Genomic DNA, 25359 nt, shown 5'->3' on the forward strand with positions numbered 1-25359 from the left:
ATTTCCCTTCAGCCGCGCGGAATGGAGGATCGGAAGGTGGAGGAGCCGGAGCCGACCCGGAACACGGCGTCGTCCCCGTCGATCCGCGTGAGCCGGGCGCCGGTGGGCAGCGCGTAGTGGCCGCGGGCATCGCGGAACAGCGGCACGTGCACCTCCGCCGTGCTCCCCGGCGGCACGGTCACGGTCAGCCGGTATTCGCGGTCGGACTTCGTCCACGCCGTGCTGATGCGGCCGTACTCGCTTTCGTAGCTGCCGGAAGCGGACTTCAGGTCGCCGACCACCGCCGGGTCGATCACCAGGTCCCGGAAGCCGGTCGAGCCGGCCGCCTGCCCGATCCCGGTCAGCCGCGTGGTGAGCCAGCCGTCCATCGCGCCGAGCATGAAGTGGTCCTGCGACTGGCCGCTGCCGCCGTCCCAGGTCTCGCCGAGCGCCGTGAGGCCGGCCTGCACCTGGTGACCCAGGCTCGGGCTGGTGGTCTGCGTGGCGATCCGGTACACGACGTCATCGCGGCCGGCGTTCGAGAGGACCCGCAGCACCGAGGGGAACGAGATCTCGCCCATCACCAGGTGCCAGCCGGCGGCTTCGATCGTGTCGATCAGGTGCTGGATCTGGCCGGCCCGCAGGTCGCCGGGCACCGCGCCCATGTCGAGCGCGAGCGCCGTGGCGCCCTGGCCGCCGCCACCGAACAGGCCGGTCGCGGGGTCGTAGTACTTCGTCCACACGGCGTGGGCCAGCGTGTCGGCCTGCGCGCGGTAAGTCGCGGCGTCGGCGCTGTGGCCGAGGGCCGTGGCAACCTGCGCGAGCCCGTCCGCGACCGCCCAGACGCCGAACGTGCCGACGATCGGGCGCGGCATCGCCGGCGACTCGGTGGTGATCCAGTCGCCGAGGCCGTAGTCGTACACGCCGCCGACCCACCGGGCGGACTGGCCCTGCAGGTAACCCAGGTAGCGCTGCATCGCGGGGTAGTACTGCGCGAGCAGGCCCTTGTCGCCGTAGGTCTGGTACGCCTTCAGCGGCACCTGGACCAGCGCGCCGCCCCAGTTCGGGTCGTCCCGGTAGGCGCCGGCGAGCGTCACGTAGTCCGGCACGGTGCTGGGCACCAGGCCGCTCGCCTCCTGCCCGTCGGCCATGTCCTGCACGATCTTGCCGAGGTAGGCCTCGACGTCGTAGTTGCGGGCGATCGTGTCGAACGCGAGGTGGTCCTGCTCCAGCCAGCCGAGCTTCTCGCGGCTCGGACAGTCGGTGAGGATGCTCTGCATGTTGTTCTCGAGGGCGGCCCGCGTGAGCCGGTGGATGCCGTCGAGGGTCGGGTCGGAGGAGTCGAACTCGCCCGCGGAAGCGTTGTCCGCCATCACGCGCAGGCCGGCGACCGAGAGCTTCGCGGTGTCCGGCACGCCGACCACTTCGAGGTAGCGGAAACCGTGGTAGGTGAAGTCGGGGTGCCAGGTCTGCGTGGCGCCCTTGCTCGTGAAGCTGTCCCAGATCGGTGCGCCGACGTTGCTGATGGACTGGTCCACCTGCCCGTCGCGCAGCGCCTCGGCCGGGTACACCCGCACGGCCGTGCCCGCCGGCGCGGTGAGCGTGATCTGGGGCAGGCCGGCGATGTTGCGGCCGACGTCGTACACGCGCACGCCGGGCGCGGGGCGGGAGATCTCCTTGCCGGGCAGCTGTTCCACCACCCGCACGGGCTCGGTCTGGCGTCCGGTCAGCTTCGCCGTGCTCGTCGCGGGCACCACGGGAGACCAGCTCCTGCGGTCGGCGCCTGGCTGGTCCCACCCGGGGATCTCGCGGCGGGCGTCGTGGTCCTCGCCGCCGTACCAGTAGGACGCGGTCGTGGCGCCGAGCGTGGTGCGCCAGCTGGCATCGGTGCCGATCCGCTGCACGGTCCCGTCGGCCAGGGTGACCTCGAGCTGCGCGATCACCTGCGGGTCGCTCGCCGTGCGCGCGAACTTGCGGTAGCGGCCGGAGGTGTGCAGTGAGTCGGCCGTGCCGTTGCCGACCGTGAGGCCGATCGTGTTCGCACCGGCGCGCAGCTGCTTCGTCACGTCGTAGGTGGCGTAGGCGACGCGGTCGGCGTAGTCGCTGTTTCCGGGCTCCAGCACGGCGTCGCCGACGCGAGCACCGTTGAGGCTGGGCACGTACACGCCGAGGCCGCTCACGTACAGCCGGGCGCTGGTGACCCGGCCATGCACGGAGAAGTCCTTCGCGAACACCGGCAGCGCGGGCGGCAACCAGGGAGCGGGCGCGGGCTGGCCGGTCACGGTCTCCGCGACGGTGAACGGTCCGGCCGCGTCGGTCGCGGTCTGCACGGTGTAGTCCACCGGGAAGTTCGGCGTTTTGCCGTCGGCGGTGAGGGTGTCGGTGCGCGGGTACAGTACGACCTGGTCGAAGGTGTGCGCGGCGCCGAGGTCCACGGTGAGCCACACGTCGGCGTCCGCGCTGGGGTGCGCCGCGCTCTGGTAACCGGCGTTGCCGGCGTCTTCCGGGTTGGACGTGGTCGCGCCGTCGGCGATCAGGCCGGGCTCCCACTCCTTGCGCACGGTCTCGGTCTCCGACGCGGTCACGTACTTCTGGCGTCCGTCGGCGAAGTTCACGCCGGGGTTCGCCGAATCGCGCACCTGCAGCTCGGCCAGCTGCAGCCGGTAGGTCAGATCCGGGAAGCGGCGGGTGGTGCCGGTGGTGACCATGCGGTTCTGGCTGTCCAGCGGCTGTTCGGCCAGCGGCAGGCCGAGCTTCGTGACGTCGAGCTTCACGTACCGGGCGGACTGCGCGGGCAGGGTCACGACCACCGGCTGCGTGGGCTTGGTGCTGAGCTGCCACTGGCTGTTCGCGACCCAGCCGGCGGACCAGTCGCCCGGGGTGGTGAGGCCGGTTTCGAACCAGGTGGGGGTGCTCCACGCCGACGGCGTCCGGCCGGACCAGGCGCGCACCCGCCAGTACACCCGCTGGCGGCTGCCGAGAGCGCGGCCCGCGTAGGCGGCTTCGGGGGTGCTGCCGGAGACGCGGCCGGTGTCCCAGAGGTCCGGGTGCGCGAGCCGGGCCTCGGACGTGGCGGCCTGGACCTCGTACGCGGTCTGGTCGCGCGCGAGGGTCTGCCAGCTCAGCGCGGGGGTGGTGTCGTCCGTCCCCAGTGGACGGTCGAGGTGGTCCGAGCGGAGATCGGTGGCCGTGAAGTGGCCGCTTCCGGGCGTCGCGCCGGCGGGCACGCCACCACCGGCGATCACGAGCGAAGCCAGTGCGGCAAAGGTGAGGAGGCGGCGGGAGGTGAGCACACGACGGGGTCTGTAACGCACAGCGGCTCCTGGGGCGACGGCCGGCGGGGAGGTGGCCTGTAGTGCACGGATAAAACGTTTCAACTCAACGGTCATGCTGCCGAGGTCTTCACCGGGACACACGAAATTGCCCGGACCAGACCGGGCGGTGGTGGTTCACGGAAAGGTGCGCCGAAGTCGGGGCGGGCGCGTGGTTGCGAGGTTCCTACTGGTCCCGCGCGAGTGCGGCGACCCGTCGCCCACACCCGGCGTCACCTCGTCGCACGGTGCCCAGGCGCGCCGGGACAGCTGTGCCCGGCGTGACCTGCTCACGCAGGTTCACCTCACGCGCCGCCGGAACAGGCGCGCGACCCCACCCCTGCCGCACCATCGCGACCTCCGGATTGAAAGGTTTCATGAACCTGGCGCGGTGACGCTACTATGCCGTTGAAGGCGGAGTCAATGACGAGCAAAGCCGGAGCTGAAGCGGTACCTCCGAATGGACTGCTCCACTTATTGCGTAGCAACGACCGGCCCTCGCCTGGCTCGACGAAGCCGGTGGGCCGGCCGGGACCGCCGGAGTGGCGAAGCCTCGTGGGAGCCGCTCACCTGCGCAGACACCAATGCCGCCGTCGACCGGGCCCGGTCGACGGCGGCGATCTGGACGTGCGGCTCAGGAGACCGCGATGTGCTCCCGCGCGAGCCCCTCCGCGAGCTGCCGCAGCAGCGGCGCCGCGTGAGTCATGCAGCGCGTGGCGTCCGGTTCGAGGTCGGCGAGAGCGTGGACGGCTGCGAAGCCCGCCGCGCGCCATTCGGCCGGGGGCAGGAGGCAGCGACCGGCCACCGCGACGGTCGGGACGCCGGCCGCGGTGGCCGCGCGCAGAACGCCGACGGGCGCCTTGCCGTGCAGGGACTGGGTGTCGAGGGAGCCCTCGCCGGTGATCACGAGGCGGGCGTCGCGGACGGCGGCCTCGAAGCCGAGCAGGTCGAGGAGCAGGGCGATGCCCGGGCGCACGCGGGCACGCAGCGCGGCGAGGGCCGCGAAACCGACGCCGCCGGCCGCGCCGGCGCCCGGCACCGTCGCGAACGAAGCGCCCAGCACTTCGGACCAGCGGCACAAGCCGGCTTCCAGCACGGCGACATCCTCCGGCAGAGCGCCCTTCTGCGGCCCGTACACCGCGGCCGCACCGGACGGGCCCAGCAGCGGGTTGTCCACATCGCACGCCAGCGAGATGTCCACCGTGGGCAGCCCGGACAAGTCCACACTGGACACCGAAGCCAGGCCGATCCCGCCGAGCGGCACATCGGCGCCGGATGAATCCAGCACCCGCGCGCCCAGTGCCATGAGCATCCCGGCACCACCATCGGTGCCCGCGCTGCCACCTACGCCCAGCACCACCCGGGACGCACCTGCCGCGACCGCCGCCGCGATCAGCTCCCCCGTGCCGTAGCTCGAAGCCGTCAGCGGAGCCGGCAGTCCCCCCGGCAGCCGGTGCAGGCCGGACGCCTCCGCCAGCTCCACCACGGCGACGTCGCCCCGCAGCGCGAAGAACGCCGTGATCCGCCGCCCGGTCGGCCCGGACACGCGCACCGGGATCCGCCGGAACCCGGCCGCGACGGCGGCGGCGACCGTGCCGTCGCCGCCGTCGGCCACCGGGAGTTCGCGCACCGGCTCGCCGGGCAACGCCGTCCGCAAGCCCGCGGCCACCGCGGCGGCGACCTGCGCCGCCGTGAGGGAGCCCTTGAACTTGTCCGGCGCGACCAGCACCGTCATGCCGAGGCCCGGAACGCCCGCCAGTCACCGAATTCGGTGATGTCGCGCAGCGGCACGTGCGAGGTCTGCGGCCGGCGCAGCAGCATCGCGAACGCCGAGGTGCCGTCGGCCAGCTCGATCACCCCGAGTTCGAGCTCGGGTGGCTCGGCGGGCAGCACGCGGTCGCGCAGGGCGTCGAGCGTCAGGTCGTACACCTCGCCCGTGATCGCGCCGCCGCCGTGGGCGACCGGGACCAGCGCCGGGCACTGGCCGCCCACGGAGTAGAAGCGGTACTTGGGCGCGGTGGTCGTAGTGGCCACCAGCGGAGCACCGTCGAGCAGGTGGTGCAGCGGTTCGCCGCGCATGGCGCCGCCGTTGAGGAACATCAGGGCCACAACAGGTCCTTTCCCGACTGCTACAAAACTGCCTTGACGAGGTCGATTCCGAAGTAGACGGTGAACACGAGCGCCAGCACGGTGAGGATCCAGCCGGCCTCGCGCCACTTGCCCTTGAACGTCTTGATGAGCACGAACGCGATGAGGCCCGCGCCCACACCGTTGGTGATGGAGTACGTGAACGGGATCAGCGCGACGGTGAGGAACACCGGGATCGTGTAGTCGCTGTCGTTCCACGGGATGTTGCGGCACTGCGCCACCATCATCCCGCCGATCACCACCAGCGCCGGCGCCGCGGCCTGCGCCGGCACGATGCCGGCGATCGGGGTGAACAGCAGCGTCGCGGCGAACAGCACGCCGGTGACCACGCTCGCGAGCCCGGTCCGCGCGCCCTCCCCCACGCCGGCCGCCGATTCCAGGAACACGGTGTTGGGCGAGGAACCGGTGAGCCCGCCGGCGATCGCGCCCGCGCCGTCCACGAACAGGATCCGGCCCATCCGCGGCACGCGGCCGTCCTTCGACAGCCCGGCTTCGGCCGACACGCTGGTGATCGTGCCCATCGCGTCGAAGAAGCCCGAGAGCACCAGCGTGAACAGGAAGATCGTGGCGGTCAGTGCGCCGGCCGAGGCGAAGCCGCCGAACAGGTCGATGTGGCCCAGCAACCCGAAATCGGGGACGGCGACCACGTGGCTCGGCAACGTCGGGGTGGTCAACCCCCAGTCGCCCACGCCCAGCCCGTCGTGCAGCACCACGGCGAGCACGGTGGACACCGCGATGCTGATCAGCACCGCACCCGGCACCTTGCGGGACATCAGCACTGTCATCAGCAGCAGGCCGAAGCAGAACACCGCGATCGGCCAGCCGTCGAGGTGCCCGTCGAGCCCGAGGCGAACGGGCACCGTGGACTGGGCCGCGTCCGGGGTCCGCGTCACGAACCCGGCGCTGACCAGGCCGACGAGCGCGATGTAGAGCCCGATGCCCACCGTGATCGCCATCTTCAACGGCGCCGGGATCGCGTTCATGATCCGCTCGCGGATGCCGCTCACGGCCATCAGCACGATGCACACGCCTTCGAGCACCACGAGCCCGAAGGCTTGTGGCCACGTCATCGTCGGCGCCATCTGGAACGCCACGATGCCGTTGATGCCGAGACCGGCGGCCAGCGCGAGCGGCGCGTTGCCGACGAGTCCCATGAGGATGGTCATCACCGCGGCCGCGAGCGCCGTGGCCGTGGTGACCTGCGCGGCGCTGAGCTTCGCGCCGGTGATGTCGGCGGAGGCGCCGAGGATGAGCGGGTTGAGCAGCACGATGTAGGCCATCGCGACGAACGTGGTGAGGCCACCGCGCACCTCGCGGCCCACGGTCGTGCGCCGGGCGGTGATGTCGAACAGCCGGTCCACGACGGACTTTCGCGCCGGTCCTGGTGCCGGGGTCACAGCGTCGTCGATGTGTACCTGGGTCATGCGTCGTCCCCTTGCCGGTGGGTGTGCTCCACCGCGCCCCGGATTCGCACCGGGGCGGGGTGGGCCTGACGAATTGCGGTTTTTGGTGCTCCGGTCAGCACCGGGAGGGGCCCGGGTAGGGGCTTCCGGTGTCGGGCGCTGGAGGGCCGGCCGGGGAGAACCGCCGGCCCGCGCGCCTAGTAGTCGACGCGGTCGGGCCGGTCCAGCCAGGCGTCGAACGGGGCGAAACCGTCCTTGAGGGACAGCTGGGAAACGGGTACTTCCCAGGTTTCGCGGGACTTCTCGAACAGTTCGTAGAACGCGCGGTCGTCGAAGCCGGCCTTGGCCGCGTCGTGGCGGTCGGCCGCGTAGACCACGCCGTCGACCCGCGCCCACAGCGCGGACGAGAGACACATCGGGCACGGCTCGCACGAGGACACGAGCACGCAGCCGTCGAGCTTGAACGAGCCGAGCGCCTGGCAGGCCGCGCGGATCGCGACCACCTCGGCGTGGGCCGTGGGGTCGAGCGAGGGCGTGACGCGGTTGACGCCGGTCGCGATGATGTCGCGGCCCCGGGCGATCAGCGCGCCGAACGGGCCGCCGCCGTCGGCGACGTTGCGGGTCGCGATGCGCACGCTCTCCAGCAGCCATTCACGCTCGAGCTCGGCGTCGAGGTAGAGGGTCATTTCGCTTGGTCTCCCAACGTTCTCAGGTACCGGTGATGTGCTCGGGCCGGATCGGGACCCGGGGCAGCTCGAGGCCGGTCGCCGCGCGGATGGCGTTGGCGATCGCCGGCGTCGAGGAGATCGTGGGCGGCTCGCCGACGCCGCGCACGCCGTAGGGCGCGTGCGGATCGGGCCGCTCCAGCACGTCGATGCGCATCGGCGGCATGTCCAGCACGGTCGGGATCAGGTAGTCGGTGAACGACGGGTTGCGCACCTTCCCGTCCACCACCTGGATCTCCTCCATCACGGCCAGGCCGAGGCCCTGCGCGGACCCGCCCTGGATCTGGCCGAGCACCGCGTCGGGGTTCATGGCCTTGCCGACGTCCTGCGCGCAGTCGAGCTGCACGACCTTCACCAGGCCCAGCTCCACGTCGACGTCCACCACGGCGCGGTGCGCGGAGAAGCCGTACTGAACGTGGGCGTCGCCCTGGCCGGTCTCCGGGTCGAGCGGGTAGGTCTTGCGGTGGTGGAACTCCCGCGTCTCCTCCACGATCTCGTCGCCGAGCAGGTCCACCAGCGACGCCACGACCTCACCGTCGGCGGCCACGATCTTGCCGCCGGCCAGCGACATGCCGGTGGCGGAGAGCCCCAGCCGACGTTCGGCCAGCGCGTACACCGCGTCGGCCACCGCGCGGCACGCGTTGCGCACGGCCCCGCCGGTCACGTACGTCTGGCGCGAAGCCGAGCTCGACCCCGCGTCGCCGACGCTCGTGTCGGCCGGGTGCACGGTGACCCGCGGCACGCCGAGCTCGGTGCGCGCGATCTGCTGCTGCAGCGTCACCAGGCCTTGGCCCACCTCGGCCGCGGCCGTGTGCACCATGGCCACCGGCTCGCCGCCGATCACCTGCAGCCGCACGCGGGCGGTCGAGTAGTCGTCGAGGCCCTCGGCGTAGGAGATGTTCTTGATGGTCACGCCGTAGCCGACCCCGCGCACCACGCCTTCGCCGTGGGTCACGTTGGACGCTCCGCCGGGCAGGTCGCGGATGTCGGCCTCACCACGGCGTTCCGGCGGCAGCGGCATGGCCTTGAGCCGCTGGATCAGCTCGGCCACCGGGGCCGGGAAGTCCACGAGCTGGCCGGTGACGTTCGTGGAGCCCTCGCTCATCGCGTTGCGGATCCGCAGATCCGCCGGGTCCATGCCGAGCGCGGCGGCGAGTTTGTCCATTTGGGACTCGTAGGCGTACGTCGGCTGCACCGCCCCGAGGCCGCGCATCGCGCCGCACGTCGGGTTGTTGCTGTACACGCCCCAGCCTTCGATCTTCGCGTTGGGCACGTTGTACGGGCCGACGGACAGCGTGGTGCCGTTGCCGACCACCACCGGCGTCTTCGACGCGTACGCACCACCGTCGAAGTACATGCGCGCTCGCACGTACACGAGGTCGCCTTCGCTGGTGGCGCCGTGCTCGTAGTACATCTTCGCCGGATGCCGGTGCACGTGGCCGAAAAACGACTCTTCGCGGTTGTAGACCATCTTCACGGGCCGGCCGGTGCGCAGCGCGAGCAGGCACGAGTGGATCTGCATCGACAGGTCCTCACGGCCGCCGAACGCGCCGCCGACGCCGCTGAGCGTGAGCCGCACCTTCTCCAGCGGCAGGCCGAGGGCCCGCGCGGTCTGCTTCTGGTCGACGTGCAGCCACTGCGTGGCGAGGTAGAGGTCCACGCCACCGTCGTCGTCGGGCACCGCGAGGCCGGACTCCGGGCCGAGGAAAGCCTGGTCCTGCATACCGATCTCGTAGACCCCGGACACGACCACGTCGGCCTGCGCCGCCGGGTCGCCCTTCACGATCCGTTGGTAGCGCACGAGGTTGCCGCCCGGGTGCAGCTTCGGCACGGTCTCGTCGTGGGCCGCGCGCTCGGGGTCGGTCACGGGTTCGAGCACCTCGTACTCGACCACGATGTGCTTGAGCGCCTGCCGGGCGATCTCCGGGTGGTCGGCGGCGAGGATCGCCACCGGCTCACCCTGGTAGCGCACGCGGTCCTCGGCCAGCGCCGGTGTGTCCTGGTACTTGAGGCCGTAGCGGTTCTCCCCCGGCACGTCCTCGTGCGTGAGCACCGCGTGCACGCCGGGCTGCGCCAGCGCCGCGGACACGTCGAGGCGCACGATCCGAGCGTGCGGGTGCGGGCTGCGCAGCGTGGCGCCCCACAGCATGTCCTCGTGCCAGAGGTCGGAGGAGTACGCGAACTCGCCGCGCACCTTGAGCGTGCCGTCGGGCCGCAGCGGGCTGGTGCCGATGCCGCCGGTCACGGTGTCGGCCAGCTCCTGCGGCGAACGCGCCGGCGCCGGGCGGGTCATGCCTGCTCCTTCCGCGCGGCGGCGAGCCGGACCGCGTCGAGGATCTTCTCGTAACCGGTGCAGCGGCACAGGTTCCCCGCCAGCGCCTCGCGGACCTCGGCGTCGCTCGGGTCGCTGGTGCGCGCCACGAGGTCATGGGCGGTCACGAGCAGACCCGGTGTGCAGAAACCGCACTGGACGGCTCCGCACTCCACAAAGGACTCCTGGATCGGGTCCAGCCGGTCACCTTCGGCGAGGCCTTCCACGGTGCGCACCTCGCGGCCCTCGGCCTGACCGGCCGCGACCAGGCACGCACACGCCGGCACCCCGTCGAGGTACACCGTGCACGAGCCGCATTCACCCTGTTCACAAGCGTTCTTCGAGCCGGCGAGACCGAGCCGCTCCCGCAGCACGTAGAGCAGGCTTTCGCCTTCCCAGACGTTGTCCGCCTGGCGGCCTTCGCCGTTGACAGTCACGTTCACGCGCATTCCGTGCGCCTCCCTCCGCAGTATTCGGTCCAGGCCCAGCCGAGCGTCCGGCGCGCCAGCACGCTCAGCGCGTGGCGGCGGTAGTCGGCGCTGCCCCGCACGTCGTCGATCGGCGCCGCCGCGGCCGCCACCAGCTCACCGAAGCGGCGTTTCACCGAGTCGGCGAGCGCGCGCGGCCGGTCCCACTGGTCGTCGGCCGCGAGCTCGCCGGCGAGGAACTCCTCGGCGTCGAGCGCGCGCCGCGGCGTCGGAGCGGCCGAGCCCACGCCCGTGCCGACCCGGCGTTCGGCCGGGTGCACGGCGAGGCCGAACGCGCAGACGGCGATCACCATCGCGTTGCGGGTACCCACTTTGCTGAACTGCTGCGGCCCGCCCGCCGGGGCGAGGTGCACGGCCGTGATCAGCTCGTCGGGTTCGAGCACGTTGCGCTTCACCCCGACGTAGAAGTCCTTCACCGCCACGCGCCGGGTGCCCCGCGTCGACGCGATCTCCACCTCGGCGTCGGCCGCCAGCAGTGCCGGGTGCGAGTCACCGGCGGGCGACGCGGCGCCGAGGTTGCCGCCGACGCTGCCGCGGTTGCGGATCTGCGGCGAGCCGACCGTGCGGGCTGCCATCGCGAGGCCGGGCAGGCGGTCGCCGAGCTCCGCGATGATCCGCGTGTACGGCGTCGCGGCGGCGATCCGGATGCGGCCCTCCTCCATGTCGTGCCCGCGCAGCTCACGCACGCGGTTGAGATCGAGCAGCGCGGACGGACGGCGGTGGTCGAAGTTGATCTCCACCATCACGTCGGTGCCGCCGGCGATCGGCACGGCTTCGGGGTGCACCGCCTTGGCTTCGAGGGCCTCGGCGAGCGTGGCCGGGCGCAGGAACTCCACTGTCTGCCTCCGTCTCAGGTCCAGGCCGGGCCGGCGGCCGGCGCGTCGTCGCGCAGCACCGTGCCCTCGATCAGCCCGTAGGGCCGGTCGGCGGCGTGGAAGACCTCACCGGGGTTGTCGAGCCCGAACGGCGACAGGTCGGTGAGGAAGTGGTGCTTGTTCGGCAGCGACAGCCGGACCTCGACGATCTCGGGCACGGTCTCGAGCACGCGCGTACCCATCGCGTACAGGGTCTGCTGCAGCGACTGGCTGTGCGTTCCGCCGAAGGCGTCGAGCAGCGAAGCCAGCGCCGTGTCGTACGCGCCCGCCCAGTCGAGCGCTTCGCCGGCGAAGCGCCAGCTCGCGTTCACGGCCGTGGCGAGGATGCGGTCCTTGGTCTCCGGCAGCGTGGTGTAGCCGTCGCGCGGGAAGCCCCAGAACTCCGAGCCGGTGGTGTTGAGCACCGTGAGGTCCTCGACGCCGCCGAGCACCCAGGCCTGCTCGCCGTCGTAGTGCACGGTCGTGGTGCGGACGCCGCCACCGGAGCGGGCGAACGAGTGGTGCGCCGGCTGTCCGCCGACGGTGAGCCGCTGCCACGGGTACGACTCCACGCGCACGCGAGCGCCGTGGATGCTCTCCTGCGTGGTGACGAAGTGGCGCGCGAGGCGCAGCGCGTAGTCCTCGATCTCGCCGACGCCTTCGCGGGCGAACGCGAACACCGTGTTCTTCTGCGTGTCGGTGGCCAGCACCTTGTCGTTGGCGCCGGTGAGGTGGGTGTCGCTCATGTCGCCGGACAGCGAAACGCTGACGTTGAGATCGGTGATCCGGTGCTCGTCGCCCTCGCGGTCGACGCGCACGACCCGGTTCTCCGCCTTCCCGTAGCGGTTGTCGCCCAGAACGATCGCCATGGTGGTCCTTCCCTTCGCTCGTCGAGCAGTACACACGCCGTGACGTGGCGCGGACCACGGCAGATCCACCGAAACCGGGTGGGCGTCGAGGGTGGTTTTTCGTAGGTTCCTCCAAACGACGGAGCGGCCGCGGTGTGCGGTACTGGAGGCGTTGAGGAGGTGCTGCGTGCGGCTGGGTGCGCTGCTGGACACGCCGGAGCTCGGGCTGACGCTGCTGACCGGAGCCGAGGCGCTGGAGCGCGAGTTCGGACGCGTGTTCCAGGCGACGCTGCAGGACCCGACGCGGTACCTGAGCGGCGGCGAGATCGTGCTGTGCGGCCTGCGCTGGCTGCCCGGGCCCACCGAGGCCGAGGAGTTCGTGGGCGTGCTGGCCGCGGCCGGCGTGGTCGCGCTGGGCGCCGGCACGGCCGAGGTCGGCGGGCCCGTGCCCGAGCACCTGGTGGAGTCGTGCCGGCGCGTGGGGCTGCCGCTGTTCGAGGTGCCGCTTTCGGTGTCCTTCGCGACGGTGACCGAGCGCGTGATCCTGGGCCTGGCCGCCGAACGCTCGGCGCCCGCGCACGACTCGCACCGCCGGCTCGTCGCCGCCGTGACCAGCGGCGAGGGGCTGCCCGCGCTGGTGGTCGCGGGCGCCGCCGAGCTGGGCGTGGACTGCTGGGTGCTCAGTGCCACCGGCCGCTTGATCGCCGGCACGGGCGCGCTGCCGGGTTCGGCTCGCCGGGCAGCCCTGGCCCGCCGCTTCCTGCGTGCGGAACGTCTGCCGCTGACCGTGCCCGGCGACGACGGACCCGTGACGCTGCTCGCCGCCGCCAGCCGGTCGGGCCACCGCGTGGCCAGCTGGTTCCTCGTGGCCGACGGCGACCTCGGACGCTGGGCGCCCGCCCGCCGTGAGCTGGCCCTGGAATTGGCGCCGCTGATCGGCCTGGAACGCTCCCGCGTCGACGAGGCCAAGCGGATCGAGAACCGCGTGGCCGAACCACTGCTGCGCCTGGCCCTGTCCGACGACGCGTCGGCCGCCGAGCTGAGCTCGCGCCTGGCCGCGGCCGAGTTCCCCGCCCACGCCCCCGTGGTGACCTTGTCCGCCTCCGTGACCGGCGGCGGGCCGGGCCTCACCCAGGTGCTGGTGGAGGAACTGCTGGCCGCGGTCCCCGGCCCCACGCTGGTGGCCACCGTCGACGGCGAGACCTTCGGCCTGTTCCCGGCTTCCGGGCGCGTCGCGGAGTCGCTGCGCGAATCGGTGCGCGCCCTCGAACCCGCGCTCGGCTCCGCCCGGCTCGCCGTGGGCCTCAGCCGTGCTCCGGACGCCGCCGGCCTGCGCGCGGGCCTGCAGGAAGCCCGCCACGCGCGCACCCTGGCCGCGCTCTCCCCGGGCCGCGCTTCGGTGCTGGCCGGTGACGAAGTGGCTTCGCACCTGCTCCTGCTGGCCGCCGTGCCGGACGACCTGCGCCGGTCGTTCGGGGAGAAGGTGCTCGGGCCGGTGCTGGCGTACGACGCGGCGCACGGCTCGGAGCTGCTGGGCACGCTGAAGGCGTTCCTGGAGCACTCCGGCTCGTGGACGCAGACGTCTTCCGCGCTGCACCTGCACGTGAACACGTTGCGGTACCGGATTTCGCGGATCTCGGAGCTCACGGGCCGCGATCTCGGGAGGTTCGCGGACCGGGTGGATCTCTACCTGGCGGGGTGCTTCACGCAGGACTGGGGCTGGTCGTGATCACCACCGCGCGCTCCTAGCGGCGCCGGGTGTGCAGCCGCCAGTACTGCTCGGCGATCACGTCCGGGTCGAAGGCCGTGCCTTTCTCGACGGCGCCGTCGACGCGCACCGTGGCGAAGTTCAGCATCGGGTACTGCTCGGCGAACAGCTCGACCACCGCGCGCAAGCCCGCTTTGCCCAGGGAGAGGCTGGTGAACGCGGCCTGCGGCGCGGGCAGTCCGCCGGTGGCGAGGAAGGTCCCGTGGCCCCGCTCGGCCAGCCGTGGCGCGAGGTGCGCGGCCGTCACGTACGCGCCCAGCACGTTCACGCGCCACAGCCCGAGGTGCTCCTGCGCACCGAGCTCCCCTGGCTCGTCACGCCGGATCGCGGCGGCGTTGTAGACGACGACCTCCGGCAGGCCCTGCTCCGCGACCACCGCGTCGAGGGCGGCGCGCAGCTCGTGCTCGTCCGCGACGTCGGCCAGGTGCGTCACGGCGTCGATTCCGGGGTCGTGCCGCCGCCGCGCCACCAGCGCCACGCGGAACCCCTCGCGCGCGAACCGCCGCGCGACCGCCGCCCCGATCCCCGGCCCCGCCCCGACCACGACCATGCCTGCCATGGGTCGACGTTAACCCGAAGCGGGCGGCCGCGGCGCCGAACCGGTCGGTCCACTGTGGATCGTCAGTGGCGAACCAGGTAGCGCAGCATCAACGATCCTTCGTCCTCCAGCACCGACACCAGCTCGATCCGGGCCGGGTCGATCACGTCGCCGGCGGCCGGACGCGGCGCGTCGCCCGCGATGAGGAACGGCGCGACGGTGAGGCGGAACTCGTCCACCACGTCGGCGGCGAGCAGGGACGCGAACAGACGCGGGCCGCCCTCGCAGTCGATGCGGGTGAGGCCGCGGGCGGCCAGCGCCGACACGGCTTCACCGAAGTCCACGGCGGCCGAGCCGGCCACGACCACGTCGGCGCCCGCGGCGGCCCAGCCGGCGCGCAGGTCGGGGTCCGTGCCGGCGTGGGTGATCACGATCGTGGGAACCAGGGCCTCGGTGATCACCGGCGCGTCGGGGCGCAGGGAGCCGCCGCCGGTGACCACGGCGACCGGGGCGATCGGGGCCAGGCCGTGACGCCGGCGGCGGTCGGCCGAGTGCTCGTCAGGCCGCATGCCCTTGAAACCTTCGAGCAGGGCGGTGCCGGCGCCGACCAGCACGACGTCGGCGAGGTCGTTGCCGAGGCGGTAGATCACGCGGTCGGCCGGCGTCGACAACGAGGCCGAGCGGCCGTCGACGGTCACCGCGCCGTCCGCGCTGGAGACGAAGTTCACGGCGAGCCACTTTTCGGGCGCGCGGTAGGCGTAGAGGGCTTCGAGGTCGGCGTTGGTCAGGTCGCGGGCGCCCGGGAAGATCTCGCGCATCAGATCGACCGCACCACGTGCGCGGGCGGGCGCGTGCCCGCGATGCTGGCCACCATCTCCGCCACCTGGCGCGTCTCCACGACCTGGTGGGCGCGGAACATCGCGGCGCCGTGCAGCGCCGCGACGGCGGTGGCCGCCAGCGTGCCGATCACGCGCTCGCCGACCGGCACGTCGAGCGTCTCGCCGATCACGTCCTTGTTCGACAGCGCCATCAGCACCGGCCAGCCCGTGTCCACCAGCGCCTGCGTGTGCCGCATGAGTTCCAGCGACTGGTAGGAGTTCTTGCCGAAGTCGATGCAGGGGTCGATCATGATCCCCTCGCGCGGCACCCCGCGCTCCAGCGCGCGCCGGGCGAGCTCGGTCGTGCCGTCGATCACGGAGCCGACCACGTCGTCGTACACCGGCTTCGCGGCTTCGGTGCGCGGGGTGAGGCCGTTGGTGTGCGAGCAGATGTAGCCCGCGCCGTGCTGGGCCGCCACGTCGAGGATCTCGGGCTCGAAGGCCGCCCAGTTGTCGTTCACGATGTCGGCGCCGGCCGCGCACACGGCGTCGGCGACCTCGGCGCGGTAGGTGTCGACGCTGATCACCAGGTCGGGGAAGTTCTCGCGCGCCCACTCGACGGTCGGCACCACGCGGGCGATCTCGTCGGCCGTGGTGACCTCGGGGCCCTTGCCGGCCGGCACGCCGCCGATGTCGATGAGGTCCGCGCCCTCGGCGCACGCGCGGCGGATCGCCTCCTGCGCGCGGGTCTCGAGGAAAGTCGCACCGTTGTCGTAGAACGAATCAGGGGTGCGGTTGATGATGGCCATCACCAGCGCGCGATCGCTGGTGAGGCGGCGGCCTCGGAAGACGAGGTCGGGCGTGTGCATGGCTTCTCCCGTACCGGAACGTCGATTGCCGCGATCATAGGCGAGCACACGACGGAGATACGGCGGGCAGGTGGCGGGCAACACCGCCGAAGGCCACCTGCTCCCGGGCCGGCGACTTCAGGAGGCGAGTGCCTCGTTGATGGCGTGGAATTCGTGGGCGGTGCGAGTGGCGGAGAATTCGATCACGGTGTAGTGCGCGAGGCGCTGGATCACGAGCGGGTCGGTGGCGAGCACGGCGTCCAGCTTGCCGCGCACGCAGGGGCGGGTGAGGATGACCTGGTCGTGGTCGATGTCCCCTTTCCCGGAAACGAGGAACAATCCCCGGGAGAAGTGCGTGCGCAGCCACTCCGCGTGTTCTGCCAGAGCGTAGTCGACTTCGTTTCGAGGCGCCGTGTAGGCGAGCAGGGCTATGTACATATCCTCAGAGTAGAACTCGGGAACGACCCGTGCATCCTCCTGCCGAGTGGCACCCCCCACGCGTTAACCAGGAATTGCAATGTGTTCTTTACGTGCTCTTTTTTGAGCTTTTTCCACCGGACGCCGTACGTAAATCTGCGTACGCGGGTGTCGCCCTGGATACGACGACGAAACCTTGTCACCACACCAAACTCGGGTCATGACTCAGCCGGTGGTGAACGCCGTGACCCGCATCTGGCGGGACGGCAGGCGCGGGGAACGCGTGGCGTACGTGGTGGGGGCGGTGCTCTTCGCGAGCGGCGTCGTGAACGCGGTGGTGCTGCTGGCCAGCGGCGGCACGTGGCTCGGGCCGGTGTCCCTGCGCAAGGCGGTGACGTTCGGGTTGTCGTTCGGTCTCACGCTGGTCTCGGTGGCGTGGGCGACGTCGTACGTGCGGCTGCGGCCGCGGGCGCGCGCCGGGCTGCTGGGCGCGTTTCTCGTGGCGTGCGTGGCGGAGGTCGTGCTCGTGACGATGCAGGCGTGGCGAGGGGTGCCGTCGCACTTCAACTTCGAGACCGGCTTCGACACGGTGGTGTCGATGTCGCTCGCGGCCGGCGGTGGCGTGATCGTGGTGACCGCGCTCGGGTTCACGGCCGCGGCGTTCCGCTCGCCGGGCGGACTGGCGCCGAGCATGCTGGTGGCCGTGCGCTTCGGCCTGTTGGTGCTGATGGTCGCGCTCGCCACGGGCGCGGTGATGATCGGCCGCGGCGTGACCGAATCGCGCGGCGGCGACGCACAACTGGCCTACACCACCGCCGGCGCGCTCAAACCCCTGCACGCCGTGGCGATGCACGCGATCCTCGTGCTGCCGGCGATCGCGTGGCTGCTGCGCTTCAGCGGCTTGTCCGAACGCGCGCGCCTGCGCACGGTGTGGCTCGCCGTGGCGGCCGACGCCGTGCTCACCGCGGTGATCGGAATCGAGGCGTTCACGGGAATTCCGCCCTTCACGGCGCCGTGGGGCTTACTCGCGCTGTCCGGAGTGGCGGCCGCCGTTTTGGCCGGCACCGTTGTTTTTTCGTTGATTTCCGGGAAAAGCTCTGGCTATTTGAGCGCAAGTAATCCCTGAACCGCGTCGACGATCGTCTTGCGCCGGCCCGCGCGTCCACTCGGCAGGTGCGGACCGAGTTCCGGGTTGGTGCTGTGCCACGCCGTGGAAAGCGCCTGGATCAGCACGAGCAGCTGCACCGGCGAAAAGTGCCCCGGGATCTCGCCTTCGTGTTGCGCCCGCCCGATTTCCTTCAGGCGGACCTCGTTCACGTCGGTGATGGCGGCGAGGTGTTCGGCGTCCGAGCGCTCCAGCCGGTACCAGGTGGAGAGCCGCAGCGTCTCGGGGTGCTCGTCGAAGTAGTCGAACGCCCGCCCCGTGTAGCCCGCGAGGTCGGCGGCGTCGAACGGCACGGCCGCGAAGAAGGCGCTCGTCCGCTCGTGGAACGCGGCGTCGAACAGGCCTTCCTTGCTGCCGAAGTAGGAGTAGATCATCGCCTTGTTGCAGCCCGCCGCCGCGGCGATCCGGTCCACCCGCGCCCCGGCGATGCCGTACCCGGCGAACTCGCTGGTGGCGGCTTCGAGCAGCCGCCGTTTGGTCTGTTCCGCGTCGCGCGCCATCCGGCCAGCGTAGCAACTCACCGACTGGTTGGTTGGTAGTTGTGAGCAGGGTCAGCCCAGCAGCTCGAAGTCCGCCTTCCCCAGCGACGTGCCGTTGACCTGGATCTCCAGCGCGTGGGCGCCCGGGTGGTACACGCGGGTGGTGATCAGGCGGAACGAGTGGGTGCGGTCCAGCCGCAGCTCGCCGCCCGGTTCCAGGGTGCGGGTGGTGAGCTTGAAGACCTTCGGCGTGGTGGTGCCGTTGGCCTTGCGGTGGTGCACCACGTAGTCCACCACCAGGTTCTGCGCGGATTCGCCGGTGTTGCGCAGGATGCCGGTGAAGGACAGCTCACCGCCGACGGACACCGTCGGCACCGACAGCAGCGGCCCCTCGAAGGTGATGCCGTCGGGTGGCGCGAAACCGAGCAGGGTCAACGCACCGGGGTCGCCTTGTTTGACCAGCGTGCGCAGGCCGTGGCGCACGAGCTGCGCGGTCTGTTTGTCCGCCGAGGCACTCAGCCAGCGTCCCGCCGCGGCCACCACCACCTCGGGCCGCGCCCGGCTCACGTCGTTGAGGTGATTGGCGACCGAGCGCCGCACGTACGCGGACTCGTCGCGGTGCAGCGCGTCGAGGATCGGCACCGTGACACCCGGGCGCGCCGAGATCGCCGGCACCCGCCGCGCCCACGGCAGCAGCGGCCGCGTGCCCTCCGAGGCGAGCCGGCGGACGTGCTCGGACGGGTCGGTCGTCCACGCGAGCACCTTCGGCAACGCACGGTCGAGGTCGGCTTCGAGCAGCTGGCGGATGGCGAACTCGGCCGTGAGCCGCGGGGTGAGCAGCGCCAGCAGGTCGAGCGCCGCGTCGAACGCCGCCGGCCCACCGTCCTCCAGCGCCCGCACCGAGGCCGCCTCCGAGACGGGCCAGATCATCCAGCCGGAGAACGACTCGTCGGCCAGCGCGGTGTGCACCACGTCGGCCAGCTCACGGTAACCACCGGGCAGGTCGGCCAGCACCGCGTCGCGCACGGCGTCGGTGCGCTGCCGCAGGCCCAGCCCACCCAGGCGCACCCGCCGCAACTCCCCGAACGCGACCCCGGGAGCCGCCACCTTCAGCGCCTTGAGCAGCCCTTTGACGGCGGCGTCGTTGAGCATCTCGTCGGCCAGCGGCATCCGCTTCTCCCCTTCGCTACATTCGTTACCTGCCCATCCAGAACACCAGCGCCAAGGACCGGCTGCTCCTGATCTGTGAACGGGCCGGCGTACAGGCGCCGACGCGCTACCACCACTTCGGCAGCAAGTAGGGACTGCGCGAGGCGGTGGTCGAGTTCGGCTTCACCCAGTATGTGGAGAGCACCGACAAAAACCGCTCCGACGCGGTGGGAGTGGTTGGCCGGTTGCGGTCGCTCTCGGTGAGCTGGGAACTCGTGGTTTTCTCGAACGACTACCTCGCGCCCAGCGGGCAAGCGCTGCTGCGAGACTGCCTCGGGAGGCTCACGTCGGCCACGCAGGTCACCTCGAGGCCTCGGTTGGCCGGAGTTATCCACAGGCGGCCCGTCGCCTCCGAAGTTGTCCACAGATTCGCCACTGACCCCCTTCGGCCCTCTGACCTCGGTAAACTGGAACAGGGCAGTCCCCCCAGAGGAGGGCGGGGGTGTTGTCGAGGCGGGCGGGGGTGTTGTCGAGGCGGGCTGTCGGCGAGGGCGCACTGTGCGAGCAGCGCCGCAGCATCTGCTGCACCGCTCGGTCAACGCAGCCGACCTCGTTGGTGTTCGGCCGCGGCGGGGCACCCCCTGACCGTGGCGGTGAGGGAAGAACCTCCGGCCGGAAGGGCCGTTCCCTGGACCAACGCAACGCCGAGGGTGGGTAGGCCAACCGCGTACTCGCGGCAAGGAAGGGCCGGTGACTCGAAAGCGTGGCCCGGTGCGCATCCGTATCTCGTGGTGCCCGCACACACCAAGCGCGCTCGCGGGGTGCTCGGGGAAGGTCCGCTGCTCGCGCCTGAGCACAAGGTCGTGGTGGACGACGACGCGGTGGCCGCGCGGGCGGTCGGGCGGCCGTTCGTGCACAAGCCCTACCTGGGGCTGAGCAACTACGTGAACAACCTGCGCCGCCTGGGCTACAGCGAGGCCGACGTGGCCGGGGCGGGCAGCGACCGGCTCATCGACGACCTCGTGCTGCACGGCACGCCCGCCGGGATTCGCGGGCGGTTGGCGGAGCACCTCGATGCGGGCGCCGACCACGTCGGCGTCCACGTGCTGGGCCCCGATCCCCTCACGGGTTACCGGCGGCTCGCCGAAGTGCTGTGGTGAGTGAACTCGCGCACGGCGTCGTCGGCCTTGTCGAACGCCGCCCGTGCCGTCGAGAGGTCGGCGGCGGCGTGGGTGGCGCGTTCTTCGGCGTCGGCCAGGCGCTCGCGTAGTTCGGTGACGCGGGCGTCGGCCTGTTCGGCGATGCGTTCGGTGCGCACGAGCATCCGGGAGGCTTCGGCGCGTTCGCGCGTGGCGGCGGAAGCCTTGCGCTGCCACTCTTCGCGGGCGAGGCGTTCGCGTTCGCGGTCCTTTTCGGACTTCTCGGCCGCGGCCTTGTCCGGCTTGCGGCGCGCGTTGTCCTTGACCGCAACGGGTTTCTTCGGCGGCGCCTTCCTCGAACCAGCACCAGCACCAGAGCGCGAGCCAGAACCCGCCGGCAACGACAACCACTGATCCACATCCTGATGCGCCACCGACGTCAACCGCCCCGCCAGCACGAGCGCCGCGACGTCCGGGTCCGCCACCATCGTCTCCAGCGTCTCCTCCACCTCCCGCGCCACGGAGTCACTCAGCCCCGGCGCGTCGTGCAGCACGGTACGCACCAGCGTCGCCCGCCGCTGCGCCAGCTCGCGCAGCTGGTCCCCGGCGAGCCCGGCGTGCGCCTCGCGCAGCCGATCACCCAGCTCGGCCAGCTCGCTCAGCGCGCCGGACCCGTCGCGGGCCAGCCGGTTCACGAAGAACGCTGCCGTGGTCGGTTTGCGCAGGGCCTGGATCCGGCGCGCCAGCTCGGCGTCGCCCGCTTGCTTCGCTTCCTTCGCCGCGGCGGTACGCGACGCGACGAACGAAGCGGGCTCGCCCGCGTAGAGGTCGTCGGCGACAGTGTCGAAATCCACCGCACCACGGAACCACACCGGTAGTCCGAACGCGACGCATCACGTACGGTGGATGCTTCGGTGACCCCGAAACCAGCAGGTCGAGCGACGCTGAGCCAGGGACGGTGCCCATGACGCCTTCGGGCCGGCTCACGCTCGCGGCCAGCCCGCTGGTCACCGGAGCGCTGCAGGCGCTGCAACGCGCGACCGGGCTGCCCGTCGCGCTCGGCGGACCCGTGTCGGCGAGCTCGCGCACCCTCGTGATCGACCAGCTGCGCGGCACCGCCACGCGCTCGCTGCAGCACCTGCGCGTGCACACCGGCGCGGGGCTCGGCGGCAAGGCCGTGGCACTGGGCCGGCCGTCCACGGTCATCGACTACCTCAGCGCGCAGGGCATCACGCACAAGTACGACCGCGCCGTCGCGCCCGAACAACTGCGGGCGATGGTGGCGCTGCCGGTGCGGGTCGGCGCGTCCACGCGGGCGGTGCTGTACGCGGCGACGCGCGACTCGATCACCTTCGGCGACCGCGTCCTGCGCGCCGCGAGCACCGTGGTCGCCAGGCTGGAGCGCGACATCGAGGTCGAGGAAGAAGTCCGTCGGCGCGTCTCGCAGCCGCCACCGGCCGAGCGCCACGACCTGCACGCCGAGCTGCTCGCCATCGCCGGTTCGATGCACGACGACGAAGCCCGCGCCCGGCTGCTGGCGGTGTGCGAGCGCCTGCGGCCCGCCGAACCCGCGGCCGGGATCACGCTCTCGCCGCGCGAGCTCGACGTGCTGCGGCTCGTGAGCGAGGGCTGCACCAACGACGAGATCTCCGAACGGCTCGGCCTGCTGCCCAACACGGTCAAGTCCTACCTCAAGCACGCGATGCGCAAGCTCGACGTGACCAACCGGATCCAGGCGGTGAACCGGGCCCGCGCGGCCGGCCTGCTCGGCTGACCACCTCCTTTGTGGGGTGGCCGGGTGGGCACCGCGGGGGCATCATCGCCGCACGGGCACCGCTGCCCGTTCGACGCGAAGGGATCGGCACGTGTTCTACGACCTCGCTGTCCGCGATTTCCTCGACCGCGCGGAAACGGTGTACCCGGACCGGATCGCGGTGGTGGACGAACCCGACCAGCCCGCCGCCTCGTGGGGCTCGATCACCTACGGCGAGCTGGCCCGCCGGGCCCGCGCGCAGGCCGCGAACCTCGACGCGCTGGGCGTGCCCGTCGGCGGGCGCGTCGCGATCGTGTCGCACAACTCCGCGCGGCTGCTCACCTCGTTCTTCGGGGTGTCGGGCTGGGGCCGCATCCTGGTGCCGGTGAACTTCCGGCTCGCGCCGGCCGAAGTGCGCTACATCGTGGAGCACTCCGGCGCCGAGGTCGTGCTGATCGACCCGGAGCTCAAGCCGTTGCTGGACTCCGTCACGGCGAAGCACGTGTTCGTGCTCGGCGAGCAGGACGAGCAGATCTTCGGCGGCGAAGGCGAACCGCGGCCGTGGACGCCCGACGAATCGGCCACCGCCACGCTCAACTACACCTCCGGCACCACGGCGCGGCCCAAGGGCGTGCAGCTCACGCACCGCAACCTCTGGCTCAACGCCACCACCTTCGGCCTGCACACCACGCTCAACGACAACGACGTGCTGCTGCACACGCTGCCGATGTTCCACGCCAACGGCTGGGGCATGCCGTATGCCGTGACCGGCCTCGGCGCGCGGCACATCGTGCTGCGCAAGGTGGACGGCACCGAGATCCTGCGCCGCGTCGAAGAACACGGCGTGACGATCATGTGCGCCGCGCCCGCAGTGGTCACCGCGGCCCTCGACGGCGCCGCGACCTGGGACGGCGAGATCCCGGGCCGCGACCGCGTGCGCATCGTCGTGGCCGGCGCGCCGCCGCCGACGCGCACCATCGAGCGCGTGCGGGCAGAGCTGGGCTGGGAGTTCCTGCAGATCTACGGCCTCACCGAGACCTCGCCGCTGCTCACCGTCAACCGCTTCCGCTCGGAGTGGGCCGACCTCGACGCCCACGAGCAGGCCCGATTGCTGGGCCGCGCGGGCGCGCCGGCGCTGGGCGTGCGCGTGTCGATCGACACCGACGGCGAAGTGCTCGTGCAGTCGAACACCAACCTCGAGGGCTACTGGGAAAACCCGGACGAGACCGCGCGGGTGCAGGAAGGCAACTGGTTCCACACCGGCGACGGCGGCCGCTTCGAAGACGGCTACCTCACGATCGCCGACCGCAAGAAGGACGTGATCATCACCGGCGGCGAGAACGTGTCGTCGATCGAGGTGGAGGACGCACTCAACTCGCACCCGGCCGTGCGCGAGGCCGCCGTGATCGGCATCCCCGACACGAAGTGGGGCGAGCTGGTCACGGCGTTGGTCGTGACCGACGGCACGCCGGTGTCGGCCGAGGACCTGATCACGCACTGCCGCCAGTACCTGGCCGGCTACAAGTGCCCCAAGCGCGTGGACTTCCTCGACGAGCTGCCCCGCACGGCGACCGGCAAGATCCAGAAGTTCAAGCTGCGCAAGCCGTTCTGGGACGGGCAGGACCGGCAGGTGAACTAACCGACCTGCCGCACCAGGTCCAGTGCCCGGCCCAGCGTGGTGAGCTTCTTCTCGAGCGTGTCGCCCGAAGGGTAGAGCCGCACGGTGTCGACGCCCGCGTCGCGCCACACGCGAAGCCGGGCGCGGACCATGTCCTCGGTGCCGATCAGCGTGGTGCCGAGCACCATCTCGTCGGTCACCAGGGTCGCGGCGCCGTCGCGGTCGCCCGACTGCCAGCGCTCGCGGACCTCCGCGGCCACCTCGGCCCAGCCCTGGCGGCTGTAGGCGTCGTTGTAGAAGTTGGTGCTCGCGGAACCCATCCCGCCCAAGGAGAACGCGAGCTCCCTCTTCCGGCTGCCGACCATCGTGCGCAGCTCGGCCTCGTCGGCGGCGAACGCGACTTCCGCGCCCTGGCACACGTCGAGATCGTCGCGCCGGCGGCCGGACTTGGCGAGGCCCGCGTCGAGGTGGCTGAAGTACGCCGCAGCGCCTTCGGGCACGAAGCTGGTGCCGAGCCAGCCGTCGGCGACCTCGCCGGTGAGCTCCAGCATCTTCGGCGAGAGCGTGGCGAGGTAGATCGGGATGTCCTCGTTGGCTTTCGACGACAGCCGCATCGGCCGGGCCTCGCCGGGCAGCGGGATCTCGAACGCCTTGCCGGAGAAGGAGATCTTCTCCCCCGCGAACGCGCTGCGCACGATCTCCACCGTCTCGCGCATCCGCGTGAGCGGCTTCGCGAACGGCACCCCGTGCAGGCCTTCCAGCACCTGCGGCCCGCTCGGCCCGAGGCCGAGGGAGAAGCGGCCGCCGGACATGTCGGCGAGCGTGAGCGCGGCCTGCGCCACCGCCACCGGCGTGCGCACGCCGACCTGCATGATCCCGGAGCCGAGCTGCAGCCGCGACGTGCGTCCGGCCAAAAAACCGAGTACCGACGGCGCGTCGGAGCCCCACGCTTCGGCGACCCAGCACACGTCGAGGCCGAGCTTTTCGGCCTCCAGCACGAACTCCAGCGTCTCCGGCCAGTTGTCGGAGCCCTGGACCGTGGTCGCGGTGCGCATCACCGCGCCGCCTCGACGCGGTCCTTGATCGCGGCGACGGTGGCGGTCATCGCGGCCTCGAACTCGCGCATGCGCACGAACACGATCTTCTGTTCCTTGTCCGGCATCCGGTCGATCGCGAACGACAGGCCCGAGCGCGCCGGCCCCAGCCGCATCCACTGCGTGAGCTTCGTGCCGCCGTTTTCGGGCTCGAGCGTGAAGCGCCAGGTCGCCGTGGGCGTCGCCACGTCCTCCACGGCCCACCCGAACACCCGCGGCTCCTCGTACTCCACGATGAACGAGGTCGTGGACCACTCGCCGAGGGCGTCGTGCTTGCTGTGCCCCACGAAGCTGCCGCCGAGCTTCGGGCCGGTCGCGCCGTCGCACCACTCGACGCGCTGCAGCTCCGCACTCATCTCCGGCATGCGCTGCACGTCGGAAACGTAGGGCCACACCGCCTCGGGCGGGCTGTCGATCCAGGTGGCCGCCTCGGCCGTGGGGTTGTCCGCATACCGCGCGCCGGTCCACTCCATCGTGGTGCGCCTCCTCAGCGTCGACCGTCAAGG

At 71.7% G+C, this 25359-nt stretch carries 23 protein-coding genes; 5 read left to right on the top strand and 18 right to left on the bottom strand.

What is annotated here, in order from left to right; all coding sequences use genetic code 11:
• Positions 1 to 8 precede the first annotated feature (8 nt).
• The 9 genes from VSH64_RS27290 to pucL all read right to left on the bottom strand — a co-directional run bounded on the left by VSH64_RS27290 (position 9) and on the right by pucL (position 12088).
• Entirely contained in the window at positions 9 to 3293 is a 3285-nt protein-coding gene (locus VSH64_RS27290) for a family 78 glycoside hydrolase catalytic domain (protein ID WP_326565565.1), read from the bottom strand.
• Positions 3294 to 3924: 631 nt separating this feature from the next.
• Positions 3925 to 5025, bottom strand: a complete 1101-nt coding sequence (locus tag VSH64_RS27295; protein ID WP_326565566.1) for a glycerate kinase — start codon at positions 5023 to 5025, stop codon at positions 3925 to 3927.
• Positions 5022 to 5399, bottom strand: a complete 378-nt coding sequence (locus VSH64_RS27300; protein WP_326565567.1) for an allophanate hydrolase-related protein — start codon at positions 5397 to 5399, stop codon at positions 5022 to 5024. The genes VSH64_RS27295 and VSH64_RS27300 overlap by 4 nt, the downstream gene beginning before the upstream one ends.
• Before the next feature lie 20 nt (positions 5400 to 5419).
• Positions 5420 to 6862 carry an NCS2 family permease gene (locus tag VSH64_RS27305; protein ID WP_326565568.1) on the bottom strand — a complete coding sequence of 481 codons (1443 nt, stop codon included), beginning with the start codon at positions 6860 to 6862 and terminating at the stop codon, positions 5420 to 5422.
• 176 nt (positions 6863 to 7038) lie between these two features.
• Positions 7039 to 7527: a nucleoside deaminase gene (locus VSH64_RS27310; RefSeq protein ID WP_326565569.1), complete on the bottom strand. Its 489-nt coding sequence runs from the start codon at positions 7525 to 7527 to the stop codon at positions 7039 to 7041.
• Between the two features lie 22 nt (positions 7528 to 7549).
• Positions 7550 to 9859, bottom strand: coding sequence for a xanthine dehydrogenase subunit D (pucD, locus tag VSH64_RS27315; protein WP_326565570.1), 2310 nt, complete (start codon positions 9857 to 9859; stop codon positions 7550 to 7552).
• The gene (locus VSH64_RS27320) at positions 9856 to 10326 is read right to left on the bottom strand and encodes a (2Fe-2S)-binding protein (RefSeq protein WP_326565571.1); all 471 of its coding nucleotides are present in this window, start codon (positions 10324 to 10326) and stop codon (positions 9856 to 9858) included. The genes pucD and VSH64_RS27320 overlap by 4 nt, the downstream gene beginning before the upstream one ends.
• Positions 10317 to 11201: an FAD binding domain-containing protein gene (locus tag VSH64_RS27325; protein ID WP_326565572.1), complete on the bottom strand. Its 885-nt coding sequence runs from the start codon at positions 11199 to 11201 to the stop codon at positions 10317 to 10319. The genes VSH64_RS27320 and VSH64_RS27325 overlap by 10 nt, the downstream gene beginning before the upstream one ends.
• Positions 11202 to 11215: 14 nt before the next feature.
• A complete protein-coding gene (gene pucL, locus VSH64_RS27330) occupies positions 11216 to 12088 on the bottom strand; it encodes a factor-independent urate hydroxylase (protein WP_326565573.1) in 873 nt (290 codons plus the stop codon).
• Between the two features lie 166 nt (positions 12089 to 12254).
• Here pucL and VSH64_RS27335 point away from each other — a divergent pair, with 166 nt between their 5' ends.
• Entirely contained in the window at positions 12255 to 13796 is a 1542-nt protein-coding gene (locus VSH64_RS27335) for a helix-turn-helix domain-containing protein (RefSeq protein WP_326565574.1), read from the top strand.
• Between the two features lie 16 nt (positions 13797 to 13812).
• On the opposite strand, the gene VSH64_RS27340 is transcribed toward VSH64_RS27335, so the two are convergent.
• The 4 genes from VSH64_RS27340 to VSH64_RS27355 all read right to left on the bottom strand — a co-directional run bounded on the left by VSH64_RS27340 (position 13813) and on the right by VSH64_RS27355 (position 16477).
• Positions 13813 to 14394: an SDR family NAD(P)-dependent oxidoreductase gene (locus tag VSH64_RS27340; RefSeq protein WP_326565575.1), complete on the bottom strand. Its 582-nt coding sequence runs from the start codon at positions 14392 to 14394 to the stop codon at positions 13813 to 13815.
• Between the two features lie 62 nt (positions 14395 to 14456).
• Positions 14457 to 15191: a dihydrofolate reductase family protein gene (locus VSH64_RS27345; protein WP_326565576.1), complete on the bottom strand. Its 735-nt coding sequence runs from the start codon at positions 15189 to 15191 to the stop codon at positions 14457 to 14459.
• Positions 15191 to 16060 (bottom strand): dihydropteroate synthase, encoded by an 870-nt coding sequence (folP, locus tag VSH64_RS27350; RefSeq protein WP_326565577.1) that lies wholly within the window; start codon positions 16058 to 16060, stop codon positions 15191 to 15193. The genes VSH64_RS27345 and folP overlap by 1 nt, the downstream gene beginning before the upstream one ends.
• A 117-nt stretch (positions 16061 to 16177) precedes the next feature.
• Complete coding sequence (locus VSH64_RS27355; protein ID WP_326565578.1) at positions 16178 to 16477, bottom strand: YciI family protein; 300 nt, start codon at positions 16475 to 16477, stop codon at positions 16178 to 16180.
• Between the two features lie 199 nt (positions 16478 to 16676).
• Here VSH64_RS27355 and VSH64_RS27360 point away from each other — a divergent pair, with 199 nt between their 5' ends.
• Entirely contained in the window at positions 16677 to 17582 is a 906-nt protein-coding gene (locus tag VSH64_RS27360; protein ID WP_326565579.1) for a hypothetical protein, read from the top strand.
• Here VSH64_RS27360 and VSH64_RS27365 read toward each other — a convergent pair.
• On the bottom strand, positions 17558 to 18121 hold the full coding sequence (locus VSH64_RS27365) for a TetR family transcriptional regulator (RefSeq protein WP_326565580.1): 564 nt from the start codon (positions 18119 to 18121) through the stop codon (positions 17558 to 17560). The genes VSH64_RS27360 and VSH64_RS27365 overlap by 25 nt on opposite strands.
• A 51-nt stretch (positions 18122 to 18172) precedes the next feature.
• Positions 18173 to 19270 (bottom strand): DNA alkylation repair protein, encoded by a 1098-nt coding sequence (locus VSH64_RS27370; protein ID WP_326565581.1) that lies wholly within the window; start codon positions 19268 to 19270, stop codon positions 18173 to 18175.
• Positions 19271 to 20040: 770 nt separating this feature from the next.
• Between VSH64_RS27370 and VSH64_RS27375 the strand changes: the two genes are divergently transcribed.
• Positions 20041 to 20409: an LLM class oxidoreductase gene (locus tag VSH64_RS27375; protein ID WP_326565583.1), complete on the top strand. Its 369-nt coding sequence runs from the start codon at positions 20041 to 20043 to the stop codon at positions 20407 to 20409.
• On the opposite strand, the gene VSH64_RS27380 is transcribed toward VSH64_RS27375, so the two are convergent.
• Complete coding sequence (locus tag VSH64_RS27380) at positions 20379 to 21242, bottom strand: hypothetical protein (RefSeq protein WP_326565584.1); 864 nt, start codon at positions 21240 to 21242, stop codon at positions 20379 to 20381. The two genes, VSH64_RS27375 and VSH64_RS27380, sit on opposite strands and share 31 nt — an antisense overlap.
• Positions 21243 to 21352: 110 nt before the next feature.
• On the opposite strand from VSH64_RS27380, the gene VSH64_RS27385 reads away from it, so the two are divergent.
• Complete coding sequence (locus VSH64_RS27385; protein WP_326565585.1) at positions 21353 to 22162, top strand: helix-turn-helix transcriptional regulator; 810 nt, start codon at positions 21353 to 21355, stop codon at positions 22160 to 22162.
• 91 nt (positions 22163 to 22253) lie between these two features.
• Entirely contained in the window at positions 22254 to 23780 is a 1527-nt protein-coding gene (locus VSH64_RS27390) for an AMP-binding protein (protein WP_326565586.1), read from the top strand.
• Here the strand turns inward: VSH64_RS27390 and VSH64_RS27395 are convergent.
• On the bottom strand, positions 23777 to 24814 hold the full coding sequence (locus VSH64_RS27395) for an LLM class flavin-dependent oxidoreductase (protein ID WP_326565587.1): 1038 nt from the start codon (positions 24812 to 24814) through the stop codon (positions 23777 to 23779). The genes VSH64_RS27390 and VSH64_RS27395 overlap by 4 nt on opposite strands.
• Positions 24814 to 25326 (bottom strand): SRPBCC family protein, encoded by a 513-nt coding sequence (locus tag VSH64_RS27400; protein WP_326565588.1) that lies wholly within the window; start codon positions 25324 to 25326, stop codon positions 24814 to 24816. The genes VSH64_RS27395 and VSH64_RS27400 overlap by 1 nt, the downstream gene beginning before the upstream one ends.
• Positions 25327 to 25359: the final 33 nt, after the last annotated feature.

The sequence above is a fragment of the Amycolatopsis rhabdoformis genome (assembly GCF_035918295.1).
Classification (GTDB): domain Bacteria; phylum Actinomycetota; class Actinomycetes; order Mycobacteriales; family Pseudonocardiaceae; genus Amycolatopsis; species Amycolatopsis rhabdoformis.